The sequence below is a fragment of the Nonomuraea sp. NPDC049750 genome, from assembly GCF_040659625.1.
Lineage (GTDB): Bacteria > Actinomycetota > Actinomycetes > Streptosporangiales > Streptosporangiaceae > Nonomuraea.
The window spans coordinates 13,981-39,487 of sequence record NZ_JBFANB010000052.1 but is presented as its reverse complement, the minus strand read 5'-3'; the positions used below and the strand labels follow the sequence as shown (position 1 = coordinate 39,487).

20 protein-coding genes are annotated in these 25,507 nt (G+C 71.9%); 13 read left to right on the top strand and 7 right to left on the bottom strand.

What is annotated here, in order from left to right:
• The first annotated feature begins 14 nt into the window (after positions 1–14).
• From AB0J16_RS56820 to AB0J16_RS56775, 10 genes are all read left to right on the top strand, one after another.
• The gene (locus AB0J16_RS56820; protein WP_358556902.1) at positions 15–1,823 is read left to right on the top strand and encodes a sulfatase; all 1,809 of its coding nucleotides are present in this window, start codon (positions 15–17) and stop codon (positions 1,821–1,823) included.
• Positions 1,824–1,970: 147 nt separating this feature from the next.
• Positions 1,971–2,600, top strand: a complete 630-nt coding sequence (locus tag AB0J16_RS56815; protein ID WP_358556899.1) for a TetR/AcrR family transcriptional regulator — start codon at positions 1,971–1,973, stop codon at positions 2,598–2,600.
• Between the two features lie 176 nt (positions 2,601–2,776).
• Positions 2,777–4,351 (top strand): ABC transporter substrate-binding protein, encoded by a 1,575-nt coding sequence (locus AB0J16_RS56810; protein WP_358556896.1) that lies wholly within the window; start codon positions 2,777–2,779, stop codon positions 4,349–4,351.
• Complete coding sequence (locus AB0J16_RS56805; RefSeq protein ID WP_358556893.1) at positions 4,348–5,295, top strand: ABC transporter permease; 948 nt, start codon at positions 4,348–4,350, stop codon at positions 5,293–5,295. The genes AB0J16_RS56810 and AB0J16_RS56805 overlap by 4 nt, the downstream gene beginning before the upstream one ends.
• Before the next feature lie 2 nt (positions 5,296–5,297).
• The gene (locus AB0J16_RS56800) at positions 5,298–6,185 is read left to right on the top strand and encodes an ABC transporter permease (protein ID WP_358556890.1); all 888 of its coding nucleotides are present in this window, start codon (positions 5,298–5,300) and stop codon (positions 6,183–6,185) included.
• Positions 6,182–8,239 (top strand): ABC transporter ATP-binding protein, encoded by a 2,058-nt coding sequence (locus AB0J16_RS56795; RefSeq protein WP_358556887.1) that lies wholly within the window; start codon positions 6,182–6,184, stop codon positions 8,237–8,239. Before AB0J16_RS56800 ends, AB0J16_RS56795 begins: the two co-directional genes overlap by 4 nt.
• Positions 8,236–9,240, top strand: coding sequence for a formylglycine-generating enzyme family protein (locus tag AB0J16_RS56790; RefSeq protein ID WP_358556884.1), 1,005 nt, complete (start codon positions 8,236–8,238; stop codon positions 9,238–9,240). Before AB0J16_RS56795 ends, AB0J16_RS56790 begins: the two co-directional genes overlap by 4 nt.
• 73 nt (positions 9,241–9,313) lie before the next feature.
• On the top strand, positions 9,314–10,876 hold the full coding sequence (locus AB0J16_RS56785; RefSeq protein ID WP_358556882.1) for a sulfatase: 1,563 nt from the start codon (positions 9,314–9,316) through the stop codon (positions 10,874–10,876).
• A gap of 16 nt (positions 10,877–10,892) precedes the next feature.
• On the top strand, positions 10,893–13,325 hold the full coding sequence (locus AB0J16_RS56780) for a glycoside hydrolase family 3 C-terminal domain-containing protein (protein ID WP_358556879.1): 2,433 nt from the start codon (positions 10,893–10,895) through the stop codon (positions 13,323–13,325).
• A gap of 56 nt (positions 13,326–13,381) precedes the next feature.
• A complete protein-coding gene (locus AB0J16_RS56775; RefSeq protein WP_358556876.1) occupies positions 13,382–14,737 on the top strand; it encodes a sulfatase in 1,356 nt (451 codons plus the stop codon).
• 6 nt (positions 14,738–14,743) lie between these two features.
• Here the strand turns inward: AB0J16_RS56775 and AB0J16_RS56770 are convergent, their stop codons facing one another.
• Positions 14,744–15,502, bottom strand: a complete 759-nt coding sequence (locus tag AB0J16_RS56770; RefSeq protein WP_358556873.1) for an IclR family transcriptional regulator — start codon at positions 15,500–15,502, stop codon at positions 14,744–14,746.
• Between the two features lie 77 nt (positions 15,503–15,579).
• Between AB0J16_RS56770 and AB0J16_RS56765 the strand changes: the two genes are divergently transcribed.
• Both AB0J16_RS56765 and AB0J16_RS56760 read left to right on the top strand, forming a co-directional pair.
• Positions 15,580–16,377, top strand: a complete 798-nt coding sequence (locus AB0J16_RS56765; protein ID WP_358556870.1) for a cyclase family protein — start codon at positions 15,580–15,582, stop codon at positions 16,375–16,377.
• A gap of 12 nt (positions 16,378–16,389) precedes the next feature.
• Positions 16,390–17,790: an MmgE/PrpD family protein gene (locus AB0J16_RS56760; protein ID WP_358556867.1), complete on the top strand. Its 1,401-nt coding sequence runs from the start codon at positions 16,390–16,392 to the stop codon at positions 17,788–17,790.
• Between the two features lie 58 nt (positions 17,791–17,848).
• Here the strand turns inward: AB0J16_RS56760 and AB0J16_RS56755 are convergent, their stop codons facing one another.
• Positions 17,849–19,024, bottom strand: a complete 1,176-nt coding sequence (locus AB0J16_RS56755; protein WP_358556865.1) for a hypothetical protein — start codon at positions 19,022–19,024, stop codon at positions 17,849–17,851.
• An 89-nt stretch (positions 19,025–19,113) separates the two neighbouring features.
• Between AB0J16_RS56755 and AB0J16_RS56750 the strand changes: the two genes are divergently transcribed.
• Positions 19,114–19,578 (top strand): hypothetical protein, encoded by a 465-nt coding sequence (locus AB0J16_RS56750; RefSeq protein WP_358556859.1) that lies wholly within the window; start codon positions 19,114–19,116, stop codon positions 19,576–19,578.
• Positions 19,579–19,744: 166 nt separating this feature from the next.
• Here the strand turns inward: AB0J16_RS56750 and AB0J16_RS56745 are convergent, their stop codons facing one another.
• The 5 genes from AB0J16_RS56745 to AB0J16_RS56725 all read right to left on the bottom strand — a co-directional run bounded on the left by AB0J16_RS56745 (position 19,745) and on the right by AB0J16_RS56725 (position 25,466).
• Entirely contained in the window at positions 19,745–20,926 is a 1,182-nt protein-coding gene (locus AB0J16_RS56745) for an acyltransferase (protein ID WP_358556856.1), read from the bottom strand.
• A gap of 42 nt (positions 20,927–20,968) precedes the next feature.
• A complete protein-coding gene (locus tag AB0J16_RS56740; protein WP_358556853.1) occupies positions 20,969–21,991 on the bottom strand; it encodes a cation diffusion facilitator family transporter in 1,023 nt (340 codons plus the stop codon).
• Positions 21,992–22,150: 159 nt separating this feature from the next.
• Positions 22,151–23,314 carry an acyl-CoA dehydrogenase family protein gene (locus AB0J16_RS56735; protein WP_358556850.1) on the bottom strand — a complete coding sequence of 388 codons (1,164 nt, stop codon included), beginning with the start codon at positions 23,312–23,314 and terminating at the stop codon, positions 22,151–22,153.
• Positions 23,315–23,389: 75 nt separating this feature from the next.
• On the bottom strand, positions 23,390–24,706 hold the full coding sequence (locus AB0J16_RS56730) for a hypothetical protein (RefSeq protein WP_358556847.1): 1,317 nt from the start codon (positions 24,704–24,706) through the stop codon (positions 23,390–23,392).
• Between the two features lie 145 nt (positions 24,707–24,851).
• Entirely contained in the window at positions 24,852–25,466 is a 615-nt protein-coding gene (locus AB0J16_RS56725; protein WP_358556844.1) for an amino acid-binding protein, read from the bottom strand.
• Between the last annotated feature and the right edge of the window lie 41 nt (positions 25,467–25,507).

Here is a 25,507-nt window from a genome sequence, read left to right as displayed (position 1 = left end):
GAAAGTGAGACCCCGTGAAGGCCATCGTCGTCATGTTCGACAGCCTCAACCGCCGTCATCTGCCGGCCTATGGGGCGCGGGATACGCACGCGCCGAACTTCGCCCGGCTCGCCGAGCGCACGGCCGTCTTCGACAACTGTTACGCGGGGAGCATGCCGTGCATGCCGGCGCGCCGGGAGATGCACACCGGGCGCCACAACTTCCTGCACCGGGGATGGGGGCCGCTGGAGCCGTTCGACGACTCGGTGCCGCAGTTGCTCACCGACGCGGGCGTGCACACGCACCTGGCCACCGACCACGCCCACTACTGGGAGGACGGAGGAGCGACCTACCACAACCGGTTCCGCACCTACGAGTTCTTCCGCGGCCAGGAGGGCGACTTCTGGAAGGGCCAGGTCGCCGACCCGGAGATGCCGCAGGATCTCAAGCGCGTCCGGCGGCCCGCCTACCGCCAGGACTGGGTGAACCGGCAATACCTCGCCGACGAGGCCGACCACCCGCAGACGCTGACCTTCGACGCGGGCCTGCACTTCCTGGACGTCAACCACGCCGAGGACGGCTGGTTCCTGCAGATCGAGACGTTCGACCCGCACGAGCCGTTCTTCAGCTACCAGCGCTATCACGACCTCTACCCCGAGGACTACGACGGTCCGCACCTGGACTGGCCCGACTACGCGCAGGTGCTGGAGACCCCCGAGCAGGTGGCGCACGTACGCAACCGCTACTCGGCGCTGCTGTCGATGTGCGACCGCTCGCTGGGCCGGGTGCTCGATCGCATGGACGAGCTGGACCTGTGGCGCGACACCCTGCTCATGGTCGTCACCGACCACGGCTTCCTGCTGGGCGAGCACGGCTGGTGGGGCAAGAACGTGCCGCCGTGGTACGACGAGACGATCCACACCCCGCTGTTCGTCTGGGATCCCCGCGCCGCGCAGGCGGCGGGCGAACGCCGCTCCGCCCTGGTGCAGACGATCGACTTCGGGCCGACGCTGCTCGACTGGTTCGGTCTCCCGCGTCCCCCCGACATGCAGGGCAGGCCGCTGGCGGAGACGGTCGCCGCGGATCGCCAGGTGCGCGAGGCCGCGCTCTTCGGTGCCTTCGGCGGGCACGTGAGCGTGACCGACGGACGCCACGTCTACATGCGCGCCCCGGCGACCGCCGCGAACGCGCCGCTGGCCGAGTACACGCTGATGCCCACGCACATGATGGCCCGCTTCCGTCCCGAGGAACTGCGCGACGCCGAACTGGCCGCGCCGTTCGCCTTCTCCAAGGGCGTGCCGGTGCTGCGGACCACGGGCCAGGCGATGTCCAACCCGTACGCCTTCGGCACCCTGCTGTTCGACCTCCAGGAGGACCCGGAGCAGCGCCACCCGCTCGTCGACGACGCGCTGGAGGCCCGGATGATCCGGCTCCTGGTCGGCCTGCTGCGGGACACCGACGCGCCGCCCGAGCAGTACGAGCGCCTCGGCCTGCCCCAGGACGGCGAGCCCGGCGAGCGGCATCTGCAGGTGCGCCGCCAGTGGGCCCAGGTCGTGGCGGCACGCGAGCCGGTGCGGCGCGAGGACTACCCGGACGGGCCGCTGAGCGCGCACACCCCCTTGCGGGAATTGCTGGCCGATCCGGCCGCGCGGGTGCTTCTGGACGAGCATGTCCCGGGTCTGCTTTCGGGCCCGCTCGCGGCCATGGCCGGCGGGCTCAGCCTCGTGGAGATCGCGGCCACCGCCCTCGGGCTGCTGCCCCGGGCCAGGCTGGCGCTGATCGCCGACGCATTGGCGCGGACCTGCGAAGATCGTGAGAATCCAGCGAAAGTTACCAGCGGGTAGGGTCTTCCTTACCTACCGAGTACTCGGTAGGTTACGGGTAATTAACACAGTAGTAACCCGGCCTTGAGCCGGGCCACACCGGCCGGGCGACGAGGGACGGGAGACCTTCCGCCGTCGTACGGTGGCCGGAGCGGAAAGGAGTCACGCATGGCGCAGGCAGAGGCAGGCCGGGTTCGCCGCCCGGCGGCCGCGCGGCGGGAGCAGATCCTCGCCGTCGCCGCGGACGCGTTCGCCATCGCGGGCTTCCGGGGCACGAGCCTGGCCGAGGTGGCCGCTAAGGTCGGGGTCTCTCAGCCCGGCCTGCTGCACCACTTCTCCGGCAAGGAGGCCCTCATCCTCGCGGTGCTCCAGCAGCGCGACCTTCAGGACGAGCAGTTCGTCGAGGCGCAGTTCCAGGGCGGCCGGCCCTCCACCAGGGAATGGCTCATGGCCTTCTGCCGCCGCAACGAGACACAACCCGGTCTCGTCCGGCTGTTCACCGTCCAGGCGGCCGAGAGCCTCGACCCGGCGCACCCGGCCCACGACTTCTTCTTCCAGCGCAACCAGCGCGTACGAAACCGGATCACCCAGCTCATCACCTCCGACCAGGAGAAGGGCGAACTGTCCGCCGCCCTCGACCCGGCCGCCACCGCCACCGAGTTGGTCGCGCTGATGAACGGCCTGCAACTGCAGTGGCTCCGCGACCCGGCGATCGACATGTGCGGGCTCTTCGAGACCGCTCTGCTGCGCCTCGGAACACCCCCGAGCGCCGCCCCACCATCGGCACCGCCTTCTTAGGCGAAGGCCCGACCTCCCTTTTCGCAGGCTTCACAGAGTTCACAGGCGAAGCCTGACCTCTCAGTAACACCCCCCTTGTACCGGTCCCGCGCGGACCGGCGCACCAGCCGGCGTGACGACGTGGGCCGCAGCATGCGCGCGGGCGGCGCCGTCCCCGGCTTAACGAGGAGCACCAAATGCGCAGAGGCCTACAAAACCCTCGAAACTCCCGTTCACCTCTTCGAATCGCCCTGGCGCTGACCCTGTCGTCCGCGCTGGCGACGGCCTGCCAGTCGGCGGTCAAGCTGGAGCAGCAGCAGGCCGCCGGCGTGTCCGCCGCGAGTTGCCGGCAGGGCGGCGCGCTGGTCGTCGCGAGCGCGCAACCGCCGCTTCCCGGCCGCGTCCTGGCCCAGAGCGCCGCGAACATGCTCTGGGCGCGCGGGGTCTTCGAACCGCTGATCAGCGTCAAGGGCGGTGACGTCGCCAAGCCCGTGCCGTTGCTGGCGACCGCGTGGAAGATCGGCGCCGACGACCGCAGCGCCGTGCTCACCCTGCGCCAGGGTGTCACGTTCCATTCCGGCCGCCCGTTCACCTCGGCCGACGTGCTGTTCTCTTTCAAGCAGGCGCTCGATCCGGCGAGCCCGTCGAACGACAAGCAGATCATCGGCGGCTGGCAGATCAAGGCGACGGGCGAGCACGAGGTAACGATCGAGTCCAAGACGCCTCTGACGCCCGTGCTCGCCAGCGTCCTCGACGACACACCCATCGTGGACTCGCAGACCTATCGCGACCTCACCGACGGCTCCAAGATCATCGGAACCGGGCCGTTCCGCGTGGAGCGCTACCAGCCGGGCGCCCAGATCGTGCTGGTCCGCAACGACCGCTACTGGGAGAAGGGGCTGCCCCACCTCGACCGGGTCGAGAACGTGGTCATCTCCGACTCGACCGCGCAGCTGGCCGCGCTGCGGTCCGGGCGCACCCACCTCGCCTCCGGCCTGACGACTCAGGACGCCGCCACGGTAGCCCAGAAGGGCGGCCAGTTCCAGCTCAGCCGGAACCTGCCGGCGGTGTACTCCCTCGTCCTGGACACCGCGAACGGGGTGTTCGCCGACAAGACGGCCCGCCAGGCCATCGGGTACGCCATCGACCGCGACCGGATCAAGCAGCAGGTCTTCGGCGGCCTCGGCGACACCGGCGGCCTGGTGTGGCCGGCCGGCGCCGAATACCCCAAGGACCTGGCGAACACCTACCGCTACGACCCCGCCAAGGCCAAGCAGCTGGTCAAGGAGGCCGGCGCGACCGGGGTGGAGGTGCCGATCACCATCATCAACAACCCCCAGTTGCAGGCCGAGTACCAGATCATCGCCAACAACCTCACCGACGCCGGGCTCCGGCCGAAACTCGTCGCCCTCGCCGCGCCCGACTACCAGGCCCGGCTGGCCGCCGGTAAGGCCGGCAGCTATCTGTCCTTCCGCGGGCAGGCCGGCACTCCGTCGCTGCTCGCGCAGACGAACCCGGACGTACGGCTGCAGGGTGCCCACCGCCAGTTCACCAGCAAGGAGTACACCACCCTTGTCGGCGCGGTGATCAAGGCGGGCAGCGCCCCGGCCGCGGCCGGGGCGGTGCGCGAGCTCACCACGTACATGCTCGACCAGGCCGTCCAGCACGTCCTGGTGACGACGCCGTCCATCATGGTCAAGTCCACGGCCGTGCAGGGGGTCGCCATGACCTCCGGCGGGCTCCTGTCGCGCGAAACGTGCCTGGTCCGATGATCCGCTACCTGGTCGGGCGCATCCCCTCGATCATGCTGGTACTGCTGGCCACCAGTGTGATCGCCTTCCTCCTCCCCCGGCTGACGCCGGGCGACCCGGCCGCCGTGATCGCCGGCCCCGACGCCACACCGGAGACCATCGCCGCGATCCGCACCCAGCTCGGCCTCGACCGGCCGCTGCTGTCGCAGTACGCGAGCTGGATGGGCGGCCTGTTCACCGGCGACCTCGGGCGCTCCTTCCAGTACGGCCGCCCGGTGGCCGAGCTGATCGCCAACCGGCTGGGCAGCACCGTGCAGCTGGCGGTGCTGGCCGGGCTGTTCCTGGCGCTGGCCGGGATCGGACTGGGCGTACTCGCCGGCTCCGCCCGCTCCCGGTGGGCGCGGGTACTGGTCGACACGGCGAACACCGGCCTGCTGGCCGCGCCCCCGTTCCTGGTCGGGCTGCTGCTGATCCTGGTGTTCGGGGTCGCGATCCGCGTCCTGCCCATCAGCGGCGAGATGTCGATCATGGAGAACCCGGAGATCGGGATCCAGTATCTGCTGCTGCCCGCCCTGGCGCTGGCCCTGCCGATGTCGGCCGGTGTGGCACGGCTGGTGCAGACCTCGATGGTGGCGGTGCGCGAGGAGGACTTCGTCGACCTGGCGGTGGCCAAGGGCGTGCCGTCCCGGCGGATCAGCGTACGGCACGTGCTGCGCAACAGCCTCGGCCCGGGGGTGGTGGCGATCGGGATCCGCTTCGGCGACCTGCTGGCCGGCGCCGTGGTCATCGAGGCCATCTTCGCCAGGAACGGGCTGGGACAGCTCGCCGTGACGGCCGCGCAGACCGCCGACTACGCGGTCGTGCAGGTCCTCATCGTCGGCACGGTGTTCGTCGCGGTCATCGCGCAACTGCTGACCGAGATCAGCCTGGCCGCCCTCGACCCCCGCATCCGATTGGGGAAGTGAAGATGACCATCCCGAAGACGATCGCGGCTCCGGCACTCGCCGGGCCGGTCCGGCGACGGCCCGACCGCGCAGGTGCGTGGGCCCGGTACGCGCGGGCCTTCCGTACCCCGAAGGGCATCGCGGCCGCCGTCCTGCTGACGCTGCTGGTCGCGCTGGCCCTGCTGGCACCGGTCCTCGCGCCCGGCGGCTACGACCAGCAGACCAGGGACGCGCTCACCGGGCCGTCGGCGGCGCACGTGCTGGGCACCGACGAGTTCGGCCGCGACATCCTGGTGCGCACGCTGTACGCGCTGCGTACCGACCTAAGCCTGATCCTCACCGCGGTCCCGGTGAGCATGGTGATCGGCACGCTGCTCGGCCTGTCCGGCTACCTGTCGCGGATGCTCGGCTCGCTGGCCCAGCGCGTGCTGGACATCATCCTCGGCTTCCCGGGCCTGATCCTCGGCATCATGATCGTCATGATGATCGGCGCGGGCTGGAAGGCCCTGTTCGCGGCGATCGTCATCGCCGGCCTGCCCGGCTTCGGGCGGCTGGCCCGCGCGGGCCTGCTCGCCCAGCAGCAGCGGGAGTACGTGCTGGCCGCCCGGGTGCTCGGCGTGCCGCGCTCGACCGTCATGGTCCGCCACATCCTGCCCAACGTGATCGACCCGATCCTCGTGCAGACCACGGTGTTCATGGTGGTGGCGATCTTCATCGAGGCCGGGCTGAGCATCGTCGGGCTCGGCATCGACCCGCCGAACCCCTCGCTGGGCGCGATGCTCAACATCGGCGCCCGCTACATCGACGGCCTGCCCTCCTACGTGATCGGCCCCGGCCTCGTGCTGCTGCTGCTCGCGCTGGCCTTCACCTTCCTGTCCGACGCTCTCAACCAGGCGGCGACCCGACGATGAACCAAGCACTTGAGGACATGGCGCTGCTGGAGGTGCGGGGCCTGCGCACCCGGTTCGACACGGCGGACGGCGTGGTGCACGCGGTCAACGACGTGACCTTCTCGATCCGGCCCGGCCAGATCGTCGGCATCGTCGGCGAGTCGGGATCCGGCAAGTCCGTGGCCGCCCGCTCGATCCTGCGCATGGTACGCCCGCCCGGCCGGATCACCGCCGGTGAGGTGCGCTACCGGGGCACCGACCTGCTGACCCTGCCGGACAAGCGGATGCGGGAGCTGCGCGGCCGTGAGATCGCGATGGTGTTCCAGGACCCGCAGTCCGCGCTCAACCCCGCGATGACCGTCGGCGACCAGATCGCCGAAGCGCTGATCGTGCACGGAACCACCAAGCGCGAAGCGCGTAAGCGGGCCGGGGAGCTGCTCAACCAGGTCGGCATCCCCGACGCCGGCCGCCGGATCGACGACTATCCGCACCAGTTCTCCGGCGGCATGCGGCAGCGGGTGGTGATCGCGGTGGCGCTGGCCGGCTCGCCGTCCCTGCTGATCGCCGACGAGCCGACCACCGCGCTGGACGTGACCGTGCAGGCGCAGATCCTGCGGCTGCTCGGCAGGCTCCGCGACGAGCTGGGCATCGCCGTACTGATGATCACCCATGACATGGGGGTGGTCGCCGAGATGTGCGACGAGGTCGTCGTGATGTACGGCGGCCGCGTCATGGAGCGCGGGCCCGTGGACGTCATCTTCGCCCGCCCCGAACTCCCCTACACCGCCGACCTGCTCGCCGCCATGCCCCGCATCGACGAGCACTCCGCCGGGCGGCGCCTGCCCTCCATCCCCGGCGCCCCGCCCGACCCCGCGAACCTGCCGCCGGGCTGCCCCTTCCACCCGCGCTGCCGGCTGAGCGAGGACGTCTGCGCCCAGGAGGTGCCCGCGCTGTCACCACGGGCGGGCGACGGGCATCTGGCCGCCTGCCACGTCACGCAGGGCGGCGCGGCGATCCCGCCGATGCGCACCGCCGCCGCCACGTCCGCGCGCCGCGAGCAGGACCCGGCGCCGCTGCTGGAGATCGACGGCCTCAGGGTGGACGTCAACGCCGGCCGAGCCGGCCTGATCCGCAGGCACCGCCCGGTGTACGCCGTCGACGGGGTCGGCCTCACCGTCTCCGGCGGCGAGACCCTCGGGCTGGTGGGCGAGTCGGGCTGCGGCAAGTCCACCCTGGCCAGGGCCATCGTCGGCATCAACGTGGCCGCCGCGGGATCGATCCGCGTCGGCGCGCACACCGTCGGCGGCAAGGACCCGGCCGGCGCCCGGGAGCTGCGCGAGACGGTCCAGTACGTGTTCCAGGACCCCTACGCGTCGTTGAACCCGCGCCGCACCGTCCGCCAGTCCCTCGACGAGGCGCTCGCCGTGCGCGGCCTGCCGGTGGCCGAGCGGGCCGCCGAGGTGACGACGCTGGCCGAGCGCGTCGGGCTCAACGAGGGCCAGATCGACCGCTACCCGCACGCCTTCTCCGGAGGGCAGCGCCAGCGCATCGGGATCGCCCGCGCCCTCGCGGCCCGGCCGAAGCTGCTGGTGCTCGACGAGCCGGTCTCCGCGCTGGACGTGTCGATCCAGGCGCAGATCATCAACCTGCTGGAGTCGCTGCGCGACGAACTCGGCCTCGGTTACCTGTTCATCGCCCACGACCTGGCGGTGGTGCGGCATCTCAGCGATCGGGTCGCCGTGATGTACCTGGGCCAGTTCGTCGAGATCGGTGACGCCGAGTCTGTCTACACCGCGCCGCAGCACCCATACACGGCGGCGTTGCTCGCCTCGTCCCCGATCCCGGACACCACCGGGCGCGATCGCGAGCGGATCGTGCTTGGCGGCGACCTGCCCAGCCCCATGAACCCGCCGACCGGATGCCGCTTCCGCACCCGCTGCCCGATCGGGCCGCTGCACCGCCCGGACCGTACGGTCTGCGCCGAACAGGCGCCCACGCTCACCCCCACCGGTGCGGGCCAGCTCGCCGCGTGCCATTTCGCCGGCGAACTGACCGGGACCGGGGTGCCCGCATGAGCGGCTGCTGCGCCCCCGGCCGCCCCTCCCCCGGCAGCCTGTCCCCCGACGGCCCGTCCACCGGCGGCCCGTCCACCGGCGGCCTGTCCCTCGACCGCCCGTCCTCCCGTACGCCGGTAGCCGCTCGGCGCGGGCGAGAGGGGCACGGATCCGACGAAGGGATGGTACGGCTCGCGGGCGGACCCTTCCGGATGGGCACCGACGACGCCGAAGGTTTCCCTTCCGACGGCGAGGGCCCCGTCCGCACGGTGGAGCTGTCGCCGTTCCTCATCGACCGCTACGCGGTGACGAACGAGGAATTCGCGGCGTTCGTCGCGGATACGGGGTACGTCACGGAAGCGGAGCGGATCGGCTGGTCCTATGTCTTCGTCCGGTTCCTGAACCGAGAGTTGCGCCGGATCTCGCCGCGCCCCGAGATCACCCCGTGGTGGGCGGCCGTCCGCGGGTCGGACTGGCGCCATCCCGAAGGCCCTGGCAGCCTCCTGGAGGACCGCGGCGACCACCCGGTCGTCCATGTGTCCTGGCACGACGCCGACGCCTACGCCCGCTGGGCCGGCGGACGCCTGCCGACCGAGGCGGAATGGGAGTACGCCGCACGCGGCGGCCACGACCAGCGCCGCTACCCCTGGGGCGACGAGCTCACCCCCGGCGGCCGGCACCTGGCCAACATCTGGCAGGGCCGCTTCCCGGTCACGAACACCGCCGAGGACGGGTACGCGGGGACCGCGCCGGTGCACGCGTTCCCGCCCAACGACTACGGCCTGCACAACATGGCCGGCAACGTCTGGGAGTGGTGCGCCGACTGGTGGGCCACCGACCACGCCCCGAACACCAAGGACCCGTCGGGCCCGCGCTCGGGCACCGACCGGGTGATGCGCGGCGGCTCGTACCTCTGCCACGCCTCCTACTGCAACCGCTACCGGGCCGCCGCCCGCTCGCACAACACGCCGGACAGCTCCGGCGGCAACACGGGCTTCCGCTGCGTCCGCGACTCCAACTGATCGACCACGTCCGGGAGTCCAGCTGACCGAGCGCGTCCGCGACTTCAACTGATCGACAACATGAAGGGTTTCCATGCGCGTCATCTACATTGATGTCGACACACTCCGGGCCGACCACACGCAGCCCTACGGCTACCAGCGCCCCACCACCCCCAACCTGCAGGCGCTCGCCGACAAGGGCGTCACCTTCGAGCGCTACTACTGCTCCGACTCCCCCTGCCTGCCCTCGCGCACCGCGCTGACCAGCGGCCAGTTCGGCATCACGAACGGGGTCGTCGGGCACTTCGGCGAGGCCGCCCGCTACCGGCTCGACTCCGGCCACAGCCCGCATCCGGAGCGCCCGCTGCTCGGCCAGCGGCTGGGCCAGCACGGCTACTACACGGCCGCCGTGTCGATGTTCGCCGAGCGGCACCGGGCCTACTTCTTCCTCGGCAACTTCCGCGAGTCCATCCGGGCCAGCAACGAGATCAACGACGAGGACGGGCGCGACATCAACCGGGTCGGCCTCGACTGGATCCGCCGCCACGCCCACGAGGACGACTGGTATCTGCACCTGACCTACTGGGAGCCGCACACCCCGTACCTGACCGAGCCGGGCTGGACCGAGAAGGCGGCCGAATCCGGCCCGCCACCGGCCTGGCCGGACCAGGAGGCCATCGACGGGCACGCCGAGGTCTACGGGCCCCGCAGCGCGCTGGACCTGCACTACTCGGTCGTGCCGCGCCCCTCGCCGGTCCCGCACAACATGCCGGACGCCATCCGCACCCGCGCCGACTACGAGCACCTCATCAACGGCTTCGACGGCACGATCATGTACTGGGACAGCCTGTTCGGCGAGCTGCTCGCCACGCTGGACGAGCTCGGCATCGCCGAAGAGACCGCGATCATCGTGAGCGCCGACCACGGCGAGTCCTTCGGCGAGAACGGCTCCTACGCCGAGCACGGCCACGCCAACGAGCCGGTCCACCGCGTGCCGATGATCGTCTACTGGCCCGGGGTGACCGACGACCTGCCCGAGGACGCGCGCCGCTGCGACGCCCTGCTGTACAACATCGACCTCGCCCCCACGCTGTGCGACCTGCTCGACATCCCGATCCCGGGCGGCTGGCAGGGCGCCTCGTTCGCCGAGGCGGTACGCGGCTCCGCCATCGCGTCGCGGCCGTACCTGGTGCTCGGCCACGGCGCCCACACCTACCAGCGGGCGGTGCGCACCCGCGAGCACCTCTACATGCGCACCTATCACCCGGGCAGCTGCCGCGCCGAGTGGGAGCAGCTCTTCCACGTCGAGTCCGACCCGCACCTCACCACCGACCTCATCGACAAGGAGCCGGAGCTCGCGGCGCAAATGCGGACGCACCTGTCGGAGTGGTGGCACACCTACGCCGGCCGGCCCGGCGCGCTGCCCGACCCCATGCAGACGACGCTGCAGGTCGGGCCCACCTACTACAACGACCCGGCCCGCTACATGGAGCACCTGCGCGCCACCGGCCGCGCCCACCTCGCCGACGACCTGGCGGAGCGGCTGTCCACCGCGACCGGCGCCACGCCGGTCTCGTGGCACGCCCCGGAGATCCCGTGGACGCCCGAGCGGCACGCCGAGCTGGAACGCCGGATGGCCGCGGCCAAGCCCGCCTGACCGGAAAGTGACCGCGATGACCACCTCACACCCCGCTTCCCTGGACCTTCCCGGGAAGGTGGCCCTGCTCACCGGCGCGAGCATGTTCACGCTTCGGCCCGAGCCGTCCATCGGGCTCGGTGAGCTGCGCATGTCCGACGGGCCGACCGGCGTGCGCGGCATGACGTTCACCGGCGGCCGCACGGTCGCCCTGTTCCCCAACGCGACCCTGCTGGCCTCGTCCTGGAACACCGGCAGCGCCTACGAGGTGGGCAGGATGCTCGCCGAAGAGGCCGCGGCGCAGGGCGTGCACGTCGTGCTCGGGCCGACGATCAACCTGCACCGCAGCCCCCTCGGCGGACGGCTGTTCGAGGCCTACTCCGAGGACCCGCTGCTGTCGGGCGTGCTCGCCGCCGCGTACGTGCGCGGGCTGCAGGACCACGGCGTCGGCGCCTGTCTGAAGCACCTGGTGGCCAACGAGTCGGAGACCGCCCGGCACACCGTGGACAGCGTGGTGGACGAGGCCACGCTGCGTGAGGTGTACCTGCTGCCGTTCGAGATCGCCGTCGCCGACGCGGACGTCTGGTCGATCATGGCCGCGTACAACCGGGTCAACGGCGTCCCCGCCACCGAGCAGCACCACGTGATCAACGAGATCGTCAAAGGCGAGTGGGGCTACCGCGGGCTGATCGTCTCCGACTGGTGGGCCACGACGAGCGCCGCCCCCGCCGCCAACGGCGGGCTCGACCTGGTGATGCCGGGCCCCGCCGGACCGTGGGGCCGGCACCTCGTGGACGCCGTCGAGGCGGGCGAGGTCGACGAGGCGGTGATCGACGACCACGTACGCCGCCTGCTGCTCCTCGCGGAACGGGTCGGCGCGCTCGGCGAGCGGCCCGGGGAGTCGCCCGGCGAGCAGCCCGGGAAGTCGCCCGGGGAGTCGCCCGCCCCGGACAGCCCGGTCCGCCGGGCCCAGCTCACCCGGCTGGCCGCCGAGGGCATGACCGTGCTCAAGAACGAGCACGCGACCCTGCCCCTGGCGCGTGGCGCCACCGTCGCGCTCATCGGCCGCCACGCGGTCGACACCATCGACATGGGTGGCGGATCGGCCCAGGTCAATCCCCCGTATCAGGTCAGCGTGGCCGAAGGGCTCACCGCGCTGCTCGGCGACGCCGTGACGGTCGTGGACGGGGTGGAGGTCCGGGACCGGCCCGTACCGGCCGCGCCGGGCTTCGCCGTGCACCCGGTCACCGGCGACCCGGGTGTGCAGGTGATGGTGTACGCCGAGAACGGAACACTGATCGACGAGCGGCACGCCGTCTCGGGCGCCACGATGATCGGGATCGACGACGACCTGCCGGAGCCGCCGCATGTCGTACGCCTGCGGGCCCGCCTGCCCGAGGGTGGGCGGGTGCGGGTCGGCGGGATCGGCGTGGGCTCCTGGCAGGTGCGTGCCGGTGATCACGTGGAGCGGTTCGAATTGGCGCTCTCCAGCGGAGACGTCGGTGAGGCGGTCCTGCGGCCACCGGGCGCCACGACGCTCGCCGAGGTCGCGCCGGGTGACGTCGTCGAGGCCGAGGTCCTGCCGACGAGCACAGGTCCCCGCGGCAAGAGGGGGCTCTACGGGCTGGCCGCGCACCCGGCACCGGACGACGTGGAGACCGTGACGGCCCGCGCGGTCAGCGCCGCCCGCGCCGCGGATGTCGCCGTGGTCGTCGTCGGGCTCACCGAGGAGCAGGAGACCGAGTCGGTCGACAAGACCACGCTGCGGCTCCCGGGCGCCCAGGACGACCTGGTCACCGCGGTCGCCGCCGCGGCCCGCCGCACGGTGGTCGTGGTCAACGCGGCGACCCCGATCCTCATGCCGTGGCTCGACCAGGTGGACGCCGTACTCTGGGCGGGCCTGCCCGGACAGGAGGGCGGTCACGCCGTGGCGGCCGCGCTGCTCGGCGACATCGAACCGGCCGGCCGCCTGGTCACCACCTTCCCGGCCGCGGACGGGGCCGTCCCCGCCTGGTCGGTCACCCCTGTGGAGGGCAGGCTCGGCTACACCGAAGGCGCGTTCGTCGGCTACCGCGGCCACGAGGCCGGCCGCGCGCCCGAGCCCGCGTTCTGGTTCGGGCACGGCCTCGGCTACACGACGTGGGCGTACTCCGACGCCGAACTCCTCGACGAGCAGGGCCGGCACGTCGCCGTGACCGTCACCAACACCGGCGGCAGAACCGGGCGCGAGGTCGTCCAGGCGTACTTCCGTCCTGACGACCCCCGCCAGCCGGTGCGGCTGATCGGCTGGCGGGCCGCGACCGTCCCCTCCGGCCAGAGCGCACGGGTCGAGGTGAGCGCCGACCCCCGCGTGTGGCGCCGCTGGGACGACGAGCGCGGGACCTGGGAGTCGCTGCCCGCGCGGGGCCGGATCCTGCTCGCCCGCGGCCTGGGCGACATCCGCGCCACCCTCGAACTGACCGGCCACTGAGGAGCGTCATGCCATGTCCGCGCCACCCTCCAACTGACCGGCCGCTGAGGAGCGTCATGCCATCGAACATCCTGCTGATCACCGCCGACGACATGGGCGGCGACACCCCGGGCTGCTTCGGCGGGCCGGCGGAGGTGACCCCCGCTCTCGACCGGCTCGCCGCCGAGGGGATGACGTTCGGGCGCGCGCACGTGGCCATCGCCGTGTGCCAGCCCAGTCGGTCCGCGATCATGACCGGTCGGTGGCCGCACCGCAACGGCGCGCAGGGGTTCGAGCCCATCGCCGACGGGGTGCCCGTGCTCACCCGGCTCCTGCGCGAGGCCGGGTACATGTCCGGCATTCTCGGCAAGGTGCAGCACCTGCAGCCGGTGGAGGCGTTCGGCTGGGACTTCACCCGCGGCATGCGCGAGCTGGGCATGGGGCGCGATCCGCGGGCCTACGGCGAGGCGGCCCGGCGGTTCATGACGGAGGCGGCCGAGCAAGGCCGCCCCTGGTTCCTCATGGCCAACGCGCACGACCCGCACCGCCCCTTTTCCGGCGGCCAGGACGAGCTGGAGCGGTTCCCGGCCGAGGAGCGGGCCACCTACCCGGCCCCGTCGAAGGTGTTCGGGCCGGCGGACGACGTCGGCGCCGTGCCGGGCTTCCTGCCCGAACTGCCGGAGGTGGCGCGGGAGTACCGCGAATACCTCAGCTCGTCGCGCCGTTGCGACGACGTGGCCGCCGAGGTGCTGCGCGCGCTGGAGGAGAGCGGGGCGGCCGGCGACACGCTGGTGGTGTTCCTGTCCGACAACGGGATCGCCGTGCCCTTCGCCAAGGCCAACTGCTACCTGCAGAGCAGCCGGACGCCGCTGATCGTCCGCTGGCCCGGCGTGACCCGCCCCGGGACGCGCGAGGACACCGCGTTCGTGTCGATGCTCGACCTGTTCCCGACGTTCTGCGCGGCCGCCGGCCTGCCGGAACCGGCGGGTCTGGACGGGCAGGGCATGCTGCCGCTTTTGCGCGGTGAGCCGCAGGACGGCCGGGACGCGGTGTTCACGGTCTTCCACGAGACCGCGGCCAAGGGCCGGTACGAGATGCGCTCCCGCCAGGACGCGCGGTTCGGCTACATCTGGAATGAGTGGTCCGACGGCGCTCGCGCGTACCGGGCGGAGAACATGTTCGGCAGAACCTGGCCGGCGATGCTCGCCGACGCGCGGCTCGCCCCGCGCACCCGCTTCTACCTGCACCGCGCGCCCGAGGAGCTCTACGACCTCCACGCCGACCCGCACTCCCTGACCGACCTGTCCGGCGACCCCGAACACGGTAAGGACCTGGCGGCCGCCCGGCGCGACCTGCTCGCGTGGATGACCGAGACCGGCGACCCGTTGCTCGGCACCTACCGCGCGTTCCTCAAGGAGCGCGTCCCGGGCTGAGGACGGTCAGTGGTGGCCCAGGTGGGCGGACAGGCGGTCGGTGGTCTGGAGGAGGGCGGCGGCGCAGGCGTCGGCTTCGGCCATGAAGCGGTCGGCCGGGCCGCACACGCTGATGACCGCCGCCGGTCGGCCGTGGTGGTCGAGGATGGGGGCCGCCACGGAGGCCGCGCCGCTCTGCCGTTCGGCGATCGACATCGCGTAGCCGCGGCGGCGGATGAGCGTCAGGTCGGTGCGCAGGCGGCCGGGGTCCGTGACGGTGGCGGGCGTCAGGCTCTCCAGGGAACGGGCGAGATAGCGGTCGATATCCGCTTCTGGGAGGAACGCCAGGAACGCCTTGGACGAACCGCCCGCGTGCAGCGGATACGGCACGCCCAGTGAGACCGACATGATCACCTCCCGCTCGGGTGTCGCCTGGTCGATGTAGACGCGGGTGTCGCCGGTCCTGATCGACAAGGTGGCGGTCTCGCCGGTCAGCCTCGACAGGGCGGGCAGTTCGGGCGCGGCCAGCCGCCGTACGTCGATGCGGTCGAGGTAGGCCAGGCCGAGCCGCATCGCCGTCAGCCCGAGCGAGTAGCGCCTGCTCTCCTCGTCGAGCACGACCAGCCCCCGACTCCTGAACGAGGCCAGCACCCGGTGCACCGCCGCCTTCGACATGCCCAGGCTCTCGGCGAGCTCGGTGACGCCGAGCGTGTCCGTGCCCGCCTCGGCGAACCGGACGAGGACGTCGGCGGCCCGTTCGACGGTGACGGCGGTCTGGCTGGGCATGGTGGGCCTTCCCCGGTGAATCATGTGTACTGTCGGGAACAGCATTCCTACTATTGGAACACAAGGAGCCACCGGATATGTCGTCGTTGTGGAAGGCCCTGGAGGGCTCGCGCGTGCTGGACCTGGCGCAGCCGATGCGCAAGGGCATGCCGCAGTCCCCCAACCACCCGCCGTTCCGGATGGCCCTGGAACGCCGCCACGGCGACATGGTCAGGGCCGACGGCGGCTCGGCCGCCAACGAGATCATCGTCACGGGCGGCCACGTCGGCACGCACGTCGACGCTCTGGCGCACGTCTCCCAGGAGGGCCTCCTGTACGGCGGGCAGCCCGCGGGCGAGGTGATGTCGCACGAGGGGTTCAGCGTCATGGGCATCGACGGGTTCGAGCCGTACGTGGGCCGGTGCCTGCTGCTCGACGTGGCCGCCGTGCACGGGGTGGCCACGCTGCCCGCCGGCTATGAGGTCACCGCCGACGATCTGGAGCGGGCCGCCGGAGACCTGGAGATCCGCGCGGGCGACGCCGTACTGGTCGGGACCGGCTGGTCGCGGCTGTGGGAGTCGGGAGACGACTTCGTCGGTCAGCGGAACGGCGTTCCGGGTCCGGGCGCCGATGCCGGCCGCTGGCTGGCCGCGCGGCGGCCACGTGTCGTGGGCGGCGAGACCATCGCCTTCGAGCACATCGCGGCGGGCCGCGGGCATGCCACGCTCCCCGTGCACCGGATCATGCTGGTGGAGTCGGGCATCAACATCGTGGAGACGATGCGGCTGGCCGAACTGCTCGACTCGGGAGTCCGCGAGTTCCTGCTGGTGCTGAACCCGCTGCCGATCGTCGGTGCCACGGGCGCCCCGGTCCGCCCGCTCGCCGTCATCGCCTGATCGGGAGCGGAAATGACCACTCATGTTCAGCGGCTCGCGGAATTCGCCGTGGATTGCCGTGATCGCGGCGTCCCGGCCGAGGTACGCGACGACGTGACGGGCCGGGTGCTCGACGTGCTCGGCAACTGCCTGGCCGCCTACGCGGAGCCGGCGGGTGACGCGGCCCCGGCCGTGCTGCGGGCCGTACGACGGTGGCAGGGGGCCGGGGAGGCGATCGCGATCGGAAGCGGCGACCGGCTGCCCGCGCCCTCGGCGGCGCTGGTCAACGGCACGCTGGCGCACGCGCTCGACTATGACGACACGCATCTGCCGTCCGTACTGCATCCGAGCGCTCCCGTGGTGCCCGCCGCGCTGGCCGCCGCCGAGGCCACGGGCGCCTCCGGCGAGCGGCTGATCGCGGCCGTCGCGGCCGGCGTCGAGGTGTGCAACCGGCTCGGCATGGCCTCCTACCTGCCGGAGGCCGGCAACTCGCTGTTCTTCGAGAAGGGCCAGCACGCCACCTCGATCTGCGGCACGCTCGGCGCGGCGGTCGCGGCCGGGCTGCTGTACGGCCTGGACGCCGCCGGCATCGCCCACGCCGTCGGGGTGGCGGCCAGCATGGGCGCCGGCGTCCTCGAGGCCAACCGCACGGGCGGCACGATCAAGCGGGTGCACTGCGGCTGGGCGGCCCACTCGGGCGTCACGGCGGCCGTGCTCGCGCTGGAGGGGCTGACGGGGCCGCCCACGGTGCTGGAGGGCCGGTTCGGCTTCTTCCAGGCGTGGCTGGACGGCCGGTTCGACGCCGAGGCGCTGCTGTCGGGTCTGGGCGAGCGGTGGGAACTCCTGCGCACGGTCTACAAGCCGTATCCGACGAACCACTTCACCCATCCGGCCATCGACTGCGCCCTCGCCCTGCGCGCCGGCGGCCTGTCCCCCGCCGACATCGAGGAGGTCGAGCTGGGGGTCGCGGCTCCGGTGCTGCGTACCATCGCCGAGCCCCGGGCCGACAAGGTCAGGCCGCAGTCGCCGTACCACGCGAAGTTCTCGGGACCGTACACGGTCGCGGCGGCGCTGCACGGCGGCGGCGGGCTGGGGCTGGCACTGGACGACTTCGCCGCCCTCGATCCCGAACGGCTGGCGCTGGCCGAGCGGGTGCGCTGCGTGGCGGACGAGCGGGCGACGGAGATCTTCCCGCACGCGTTCGCGGCCGTGCTGCGGGTACGGCGCCGCGACGGCTCGGTGCTGGAGCACCGGGTGGACTCCTCACGCGGCGGCCCGGAACATCCGCTGACGGCGGAGGAGCTCGCGGTGAAGTTCCGCACGAACGCCGGGCGGGCGCTCGACCCCGACCGCGTAGCGGCCCTCGTCACAGCGGGCCGCGGCCTGCCCGAGGCCCCAACCGTGGCACCGCTCCTCCGGCTGACGATCGCCTGAGCCACCTGGGTGGGGATCGGCATATGGTGGTGTCTCTGCTGCGCCGACAGTAGGCCGGTTACCGAGAGGTGGTCCACCGCGGCCCGTCAGGTGTGTCCTCGACGAGCACGCCGCCGCTGAGCATCGCCGCCCGCAGCGCGTCGGCGGTCTCGTAGCGGCCCTGCCTGCGCAGGTCGTTGCGGAGCGCCAGCAGAGCCTCGACGAGGGCGCGCAGGTCGGCGGTGGTGGCCACCTCGGCCAGCCGGGCGATCAGCAACCGCATGAGCTCCCGGGCCTCGTCGACGCCGCCCGCGTCCTCCTCGGTGTCAGCCGCCCACTTGACCAGCTCGGCCTCCAGGTCGAGGACGGCGCGGGCCGCGGCGCCCAGGTCGGGCGCCGCCGCCGCGAGCTGGAAGCGCCGCTCGCAGGAGCGGATGGTCTCCTCCAGCGTGATCTGGGCCGGCGCGGTGACGGCGGCGGGCCGGGGCGACGGCGCGGCGGTGACGCAACCGCCTTCGGCCAGGCGGCGGACCTCCCCCAGACCGATGTGGGTGCCGGCGGGCAGGACCGCCTGCGAGCCGGGACGACGTACGGTCAGCCCGCCGCGGCCCGCCACTTCGACGGTCTCGGCGTCGAGGTCGATGACGACCGCGGTGTGCTCGTCGATGCCGAGAACGGCCGTGCCCGGCGGCAGCTCCCGCTCCATCCGGGACAGCCGCCGCTCCCCCAGGTAGCAGTAGCGGGTGTCGTGGGTGCCGCCTTCGGCGTTGTCGAAGTGCGGGATCAGCACCGCCCGCAGGTCGAGCGCCGCCAGCAGGTCGAGGCCCTCGCGCCAGTGCGGCTCGGCGCCCACCTTGTAGATCTCATAGACCGGCACCGTCGCGAGGCCGGCCGTGCAGGCGGCGGCCGAGGCCAGCACGGTCACGCCCTGACGGGCGCGGACACGGGCCCGCAGGTCGCCCGCCGTGGGCGCGGCCGTCCACTGATCGAGGGCGTACGTCGGGCTGCCGGGACCGGAGAACACCCAGTCGGCTCCGGCCGCTCCCGTCGCCACCTCGATCTCAAGGCCGACACTCCGGGCGAAGTAGCGACGGGCACGGGCGGAGATGTCGGCCGCGTTCTCCTGGAAGGCGTAGGGGGTGTCGAGCAGCACGGCCCGCGCGCCCGGCCGCAGCCGCCGCGCGGCGGAGCGGTGGACCTCCACCATGGTCGGGCTCGTCTCGCCCGACCCCATGAGCACCAGCAACCCGGGCATGGCTGTCCGCCTCTCTCTTCGCGTCTCCCTACCTACGGCCTTCTGCGAATAGATCGCTTCTGCATATCACTGGCAGTAGATTGTCGGAGGTGACGGGAAGACACGTCGTCTCGGTCGAGACGCTCATGCTACGGGCGGGCAGTGACAGTAAGTGGGCGTACCGGCACGCCACCGCCGTGCCCGCCCCCGGGGAGACCCCCGACCAGGCCGCGCGGCGGGTCAGCGGGATCCCGGCCGACGCGCCGTCCACCGTCGTGCACTCCACGAGCTGGCGCTGCCGCCCCGAGGGCGAGATCGTGCTCACGTACGCCGTCTGCCCGGACCCTGAGCCCTGGCTGCCCGCGATCGACCTGCCCGTGCTGGAGATCGTCGCCGGTGACGCACCCGCGACGCCCGCGCCCGGCCGCGTCGAGGTGGCCAATGTGGTGGCCCACGCCATCCGGCACCTGGCGTTCCTGACAACCGAGGATCCCGTCGTACGGCAGGCACTGGCCCATCACCCGGAGATCGTCACAGCCCTGGACCAGCCACGGCGGTGCGTCACGACTCCCTGAGCGCCAGCCGGTCGTCGTCCGTCCGCCCTCGACGAGGTTGCCTCTCCACGAAACCCCAGCCACACGGACCGTCTCCTTCCGCTCCCCCGAAGGGGGTATCCCGCCAAAAGGACCCCAGCCACGACGGACCGTCACACGGATCGAGGCGGTCGCGTGACGAACCGCCCTAGGCGGCGCGACGGGACACCCGACGGCCTAACGACTGCATCGGCTTCTCGACGAAGCGGTAAGCCAGGGCGCTGGCCAGCAGGACCAGCACCATGGCCAAGGTAGCCATGCCGATCTGCAGCGGCAGCGGCGACCGCCGCAGATCCCCGCTCACCTCCACGAAGAACTTCAGCAGCGGATGATGCACCAAATACAGCGAGTAGCTGATCAGCCCGAGCCAGGTCAGCACCCGCGGCACCCGCCGCCCCCGCAGCGTCATCCCGCCCGCGAAGGTGGCCGCCGCCAGCGCGATCGTGGTGATCCACACGTCCGGCTCGACCCACCACCATCCCGCCTCGATCGCCCAGATCGGGGCCAGCGCGACCAGCCCGGCGGTCACCGCAACCGGCCACAGCCCGCCCGTGCCGCGTTCCCAGCGGTGGATCGCGGTCCCGGCGAACATGACGCCCAGCACGGCCACCCCCATCCACGGCACCCGGCTGCCGAGGACCAGCAGCGCCACCGCCATCAGGCCCAGGGCGCACGCCGCCGCCGTACGGAATCTGCCCGAGATCACGCACGCCAGCCCGGCGAAGAAGGCGGCCCCGGAGGCGTACGCGACCCAACCGCCCTTCAGCAGCGCCCCGCCGACCAGCAGCCCGACCACCACCGAACCGGCCGCGAACAGCACCGCGAACAACCCGCTCCGCTCATGCAGCCGGGTCACGAACAGCGCGGTGACGAGCAGGTAGAACACCATCTCGTACGAGAGCGTCCACATGGTGTCGGCCACACCCCCGACGCCCACCACGTCGAGCAGCATCGTCGCGTGCGCCGCCACAGCCGTGCCGTCGCGGGGCACCTCCGCGCGTACCGGCACCCACCAGGCCGCCGCCAGCACCAGGGCGGCCACGGCGAGGTAGAGCGGGTAGAGGCGGAAGGCGCGGCTGACCCAGAACGTCCGCACATCGCCGTGCCGCTCCAGCGACGTCGGGATGATGTAGCCGCTGACCAGGAAGAACACCAGGATGCCGTAGACACCGAGATTGAACCAAAAGGGCCGGAGCGCCGGCAGGAACCAGGGCAGCAGGTGCTCGGCGACCACGGCGAGCGCCCCGATGCCGCGCAGGGCGTCGAGCCAGGCGAGGCGCGCGGGGGCGGGGGCCGTGGTGGGTGTGGTCGTGGCGGGGGCGATCGACACCCGCATCAACCTACCCTGACCCGGACGAGTGATGCCCCATCGTCAGCGATGGCTGGTCAGCGGGGCGTGATGGTCGGCGCCCGCCGGGCCGTGCGGGTCGGTGTGTACGGTGGCGGCGCGCAGTCTGGGCAGGCCGTGGATGAGGCGGTGTTCGGCGGCCACGGCCACGGCGTGCGCGTCCACGAGGGAGAGTTCGTGGCCCACCAGGATCTCCACCTCGGCGTGCAGCGCGTGGCCGATCCAGCGCAGCCGTACGGAGCCGACGCGTTCCACTCCCTCGACGCCGCCCAGGATGGCTTCGGCCTCCTCGACGATGGCCGGGTCGACCGCGTCCATGAGCCGGTGATAGATCTCACGGGCGGCGTCGCGCAGCACGAAGCAGATGGCGACGGTGATGAGCAGGCCGACGATCGGGTCGGCGAGGGGGAAGCCCAGTGCGGCGCCGCCCGCGCCGATGAGCACGGCGAGGGAGGTGAAGCCGTCGGTCCTGGCGTGCAGCCCGTCGGCGACCAGCGCGGCGGAGCCGATCTCCCTGCCGACCCCGATCCGATAGCGGGCCACCCACTCGTTGCCGAGGAACCCGACCACGGCCGCCGCGGCCACCCACCCGACGGCCCGCATGTCCTGGGGGTGGAACAGCCGCGTGACCGCCTCGTACCCGGCCAGGACGGCCGAGGCGGCGATGATCAGCACGATGGCGATGCCGGCGAGGTCCTCGGCTCGGCCGTACCCGTAGGTGAAGCGGCGGGTGGCCGCCCGGCGGCCGAGCGAGAAGGCGATCGCGAGCGGTACGGCCGTGAGCGCGTCGGCGACGTTGTGCAGCGTGTCGCCGAGCAGCGCGACAGAGCCGGACATGACGACGATCACGGCCTGGACGGCGGCGGTGACCAGCAGCACACCGAACGAGACGGCCAGCACGCGCAGCCCGCGACTGCTGCCTTCCAGGGCGGCGTCGGTCTTGTCGGCGCTGTCGTGACTGTGCGGCGCGAGGGCATGCCCGGCCTTCGCTAGCAGCCCTCTGATCCCGCCGCGCCCACGCTTGCCCTCATGCCCGTGACCATGCACATGCTCATGACCGTGCCCGTGCCCGTGTTCGCCCGAAGAGCCCGAAGCGCCCGAAGCGCCCGACGAAGCTGGCGACCCTGAAGAGCTGGAATCGTGCTTACCGGTCATAGCACCTCACTTGCCCAACAAGTCGCGTGCTCTACCGCGCCCGCCGAGCCATCACCACCCGACGTGGTTCTTGCCGGAGACGAGCGATCGGGCGATCACCAGCCGCTGGACGTCATTGGTGCCCTCGCCGATGGCCATCAGCGGCGCGTCCCGGTAGAGCCGCTCGACCACGAACTCCTGCGAATAGCCATATCCACCGTGAATGCGCATCGACTCCAGCGACGCCTTCAACGCCACCTCGGAGGCGAAGTACTTGGCCATCCCCGCCTCCATGTCGACCCGCTTCCCGCTGTCGGCCTGAGAGGCCGCCCAGTAGGTCAGCAGCCGGGCCGCCTGGATCTCGGTCGCCATGTCGGCCAGCTTGAGCTGTACGGCCTGGAAGTCGGCGATGGGCTGGCCGAAGGCGTTGCGCTCGCGGGCGTAGCCGAGCGCGGCGTCGTAGGCGGCCTGGGCGACGCCGACCGCGCGGGCGGCGATATTGATCCGCCCGATCTCCAGCCCGCCGAGCACCTGCTGCATGCCGCGCCCCTCGACCCCGCCGAGCAGCGCGTCCACGGGCACGCGCACGCCGTCGAGCACGACTTCGCACGTCTCGGTCCCCTTGTAGCCGAGCTTGGGCAGGTCCCGGCTGACTCCGAACCCCTCGGCCGCCGGATCGACGAGCAGCACCGACATCCCCTTGTGCGCGGGCTCGGTGACGGACGTCTTCACCAGCACGGGCAGCGGATCGGCGTGGCGGGCGTTGGTGATCCACGTCTTGGTGCCGGTCACGACATAGTGGTCACCGTCGCGTACCGCCCTGGTCTGAATGCCCTGCAGATCCGTCCCGGCCCCGGGCTCGGTGAGCGCGATCCCGGTACGGCGGGCTCCGGTGGCCAGATCCGGGAGATGGCGCGACCTCTGCTCCTCGGTGCCGTGCCGGGCGATCATCCAGCAGGCCAGCGAGTGAGATCCGATGGTGCCGGCGACCCCCATCCAGCCCCGGGCGATCTCCTCGAAGACCAGGGCGAACGACACCATGTCCGCCCCGAGCCCGCCGTACTCCTCGGGCACGCTGAGGCCGAAGAGCCCCATCGCCTTCATCTTGTCGACGATCTCCGTGGGGTATCGCCCGGAGTGCTCCCACTCGATGGCGACGGGCATGATCTCTTTGTCGACGAAGGCCCGCAGGGTCTCCCGGAAGGCCCTCTGCTCGTCGCTCAGCTCGAAATCCACCGGTTCCTCCTCAAGCGTTACCACGGCCGGGGCCAACGATACGCGCGTCGGAGGATCATCCCCTCGGACAGACCGTCACCGGTAGACGGTCGGCTCCTTCCCCTTGCCGGGGAACACCATGATCAGCAGCTCGACCGCGCCGTCCGGAGGGTAGGGGACCTGGTAGACGCGCTCACGGCCGCGCAGGTGGACCCGGACCCGGTAGGACCCGGGGCCGCTGGTCGTCAGCTTGGGCGACGTGGCCCCCATGCCGTCGCCTAGGCTCAGCGAGCCGGTCGGGCTCTCGTAGGCGACCTCGACCACCTCCTTCCACCCCTTGGTCTCCAGCGGCGGCCGCCGGGTGTAGGACTCGGTGGTCACGCAGGCGTACCCGGACTCGTCGGCGGCCCAGACGCTCAGCGCGCCCCGTTCGCTGCCGACCAGCTCCTTGACCAGGTCGGGAGCGGCGCCTTCGTATCCGTCCTCCCAGCCGTTGATGGTCCAGAACTCGGTCCACACGGTGGCGCGGTGTCGCCGGACCGGTTTGATCTTCGGGCGGTGCGCGGGATGCACGGCGCAGGCCTTCTCCATCTTGGCGGTGTACGCGTCCTCTTCCTCCTGTTGCCGCCGACCGGCCAGTTCCTGGGCCCGGGCCACCGCGGGGCACATCGACCCCAGCGCGCCGGCCAGCGCCACGTGCGGTGCTTCGCGCACGGCAGGGGCGTTGAGCTCGCCGCCGTACTGCTCGGCTAGACGGCACAGGTCGCGGCCCTGAGTCAGGACCACCCGATCAGGAGCTTCGGCCCAGCCCTCGATGCCGTCGTTGATGAAGGGGGCATAGCCGCGGACCTGGCACAGGAAGTCCTTTTCCGCCTTGGTCAGGTCGTGGACGGTGCCGCCCCCGAAACCGGCGCAGTCGAGCTCGCCTTCGCTGCTCACTTTGCCGGGAGGGGCCGCCTGGTCCACGACCAGGAGGGTCGTCATCAGCGTCAGGATCGCGACCGTCGTACGGGAGAAGCGGCCTCTGCGGACGAACCCGCGGCGAGCTGGACGCCCCGCGAGCAGAACCAGGATCGGCGGCGCCAGGAAGTAGAGGTTCATGCCCGCGTTCCAGCTCAGCATCTCGGATGGACCCCACGCCTCCAGGCATCGCGGGCCCAGCGCCCCGTCGAGCGTGAACAGCAGCAGCTCCGGGACGCGGAAGAAGAGCAAGGTAACGGCGCCTGAGCGGGCGATGATCCGGCCGAGCCGGTCACGCCCGGTCCGCACGCTCAGGTACCAGCAGGCGAAGGCCACGACGATCATCGGCGCCCCGCCGAACCAGAAAAGGGGGAGGTCTCTGATCACGCGTTCCGGATACCCGATCAGGTCGTTGATCTGGTTACCCAGGCACGAACCCACCGACATCCACATGTAGCTCTGGCTGCCGTCATCTCCGCCCAGAAACGATCGAATCCAGAAGAAGACATCGGGAATCAGCGTGACCGCTAACGCCGCACTCCACAGAATCCATGATCGTCGAGGCACGGCACCGACATTAGGGCACCGCGAAGGAAAGTCAGTTGGGGGCGGGCAGCACCGAGGACAGTTTGGAGACCACGGCCACGATGCGCGCGGCCCGGTCGAGTTCGGCGCGGTGGAAGTGCGGTCCCGCCGCGCGAGCGACGACCACGTGCAGCCCGTGCGTGGCGACCGGCAGCAGCATCAGCCGCAGGTCGTCGGCCGCGCGCGTGGCGGCCCTGAGCGGCGGCTCCAGCAGTTCGAACACCTCCGGCGCGCCCAGACTGGCGTGCCGTACGACGTCGCCCGCCAGCGCTATCGACCATTCGGCGCCGCACAGCCCCGGCAGCGCGTCCACCAGCGTCGCGATCCCCCGCGACGGCTCCGACGCGACGTGCATGAGCAGGTCGTAGTCGGGCGCCGAGCCCGGGAGGTCCTTGGTCGGCCAGACCCCCTCGACGCGTACGCCCGGGACGGCCGAGAGCCGGTCGCGCACCTCGTCCGGGGTCACCTTCCCCGGCCAGGACACCGTGAAGTCGTCCACCGCCCGGCCCGTCTCCCGTTCCAGCACGGTGACCTGCAAAATGTCGGCACCCAACGCACCGAGTGACCGCGCGACCTGGCCCAGCCCCCCGGGCCGGTCCGGCAACGACACCCTCAGTCTGAGCAGCATGACCCGCCCCCTTTCCAGAGGCTCTCACAGTGCCCGTGGAA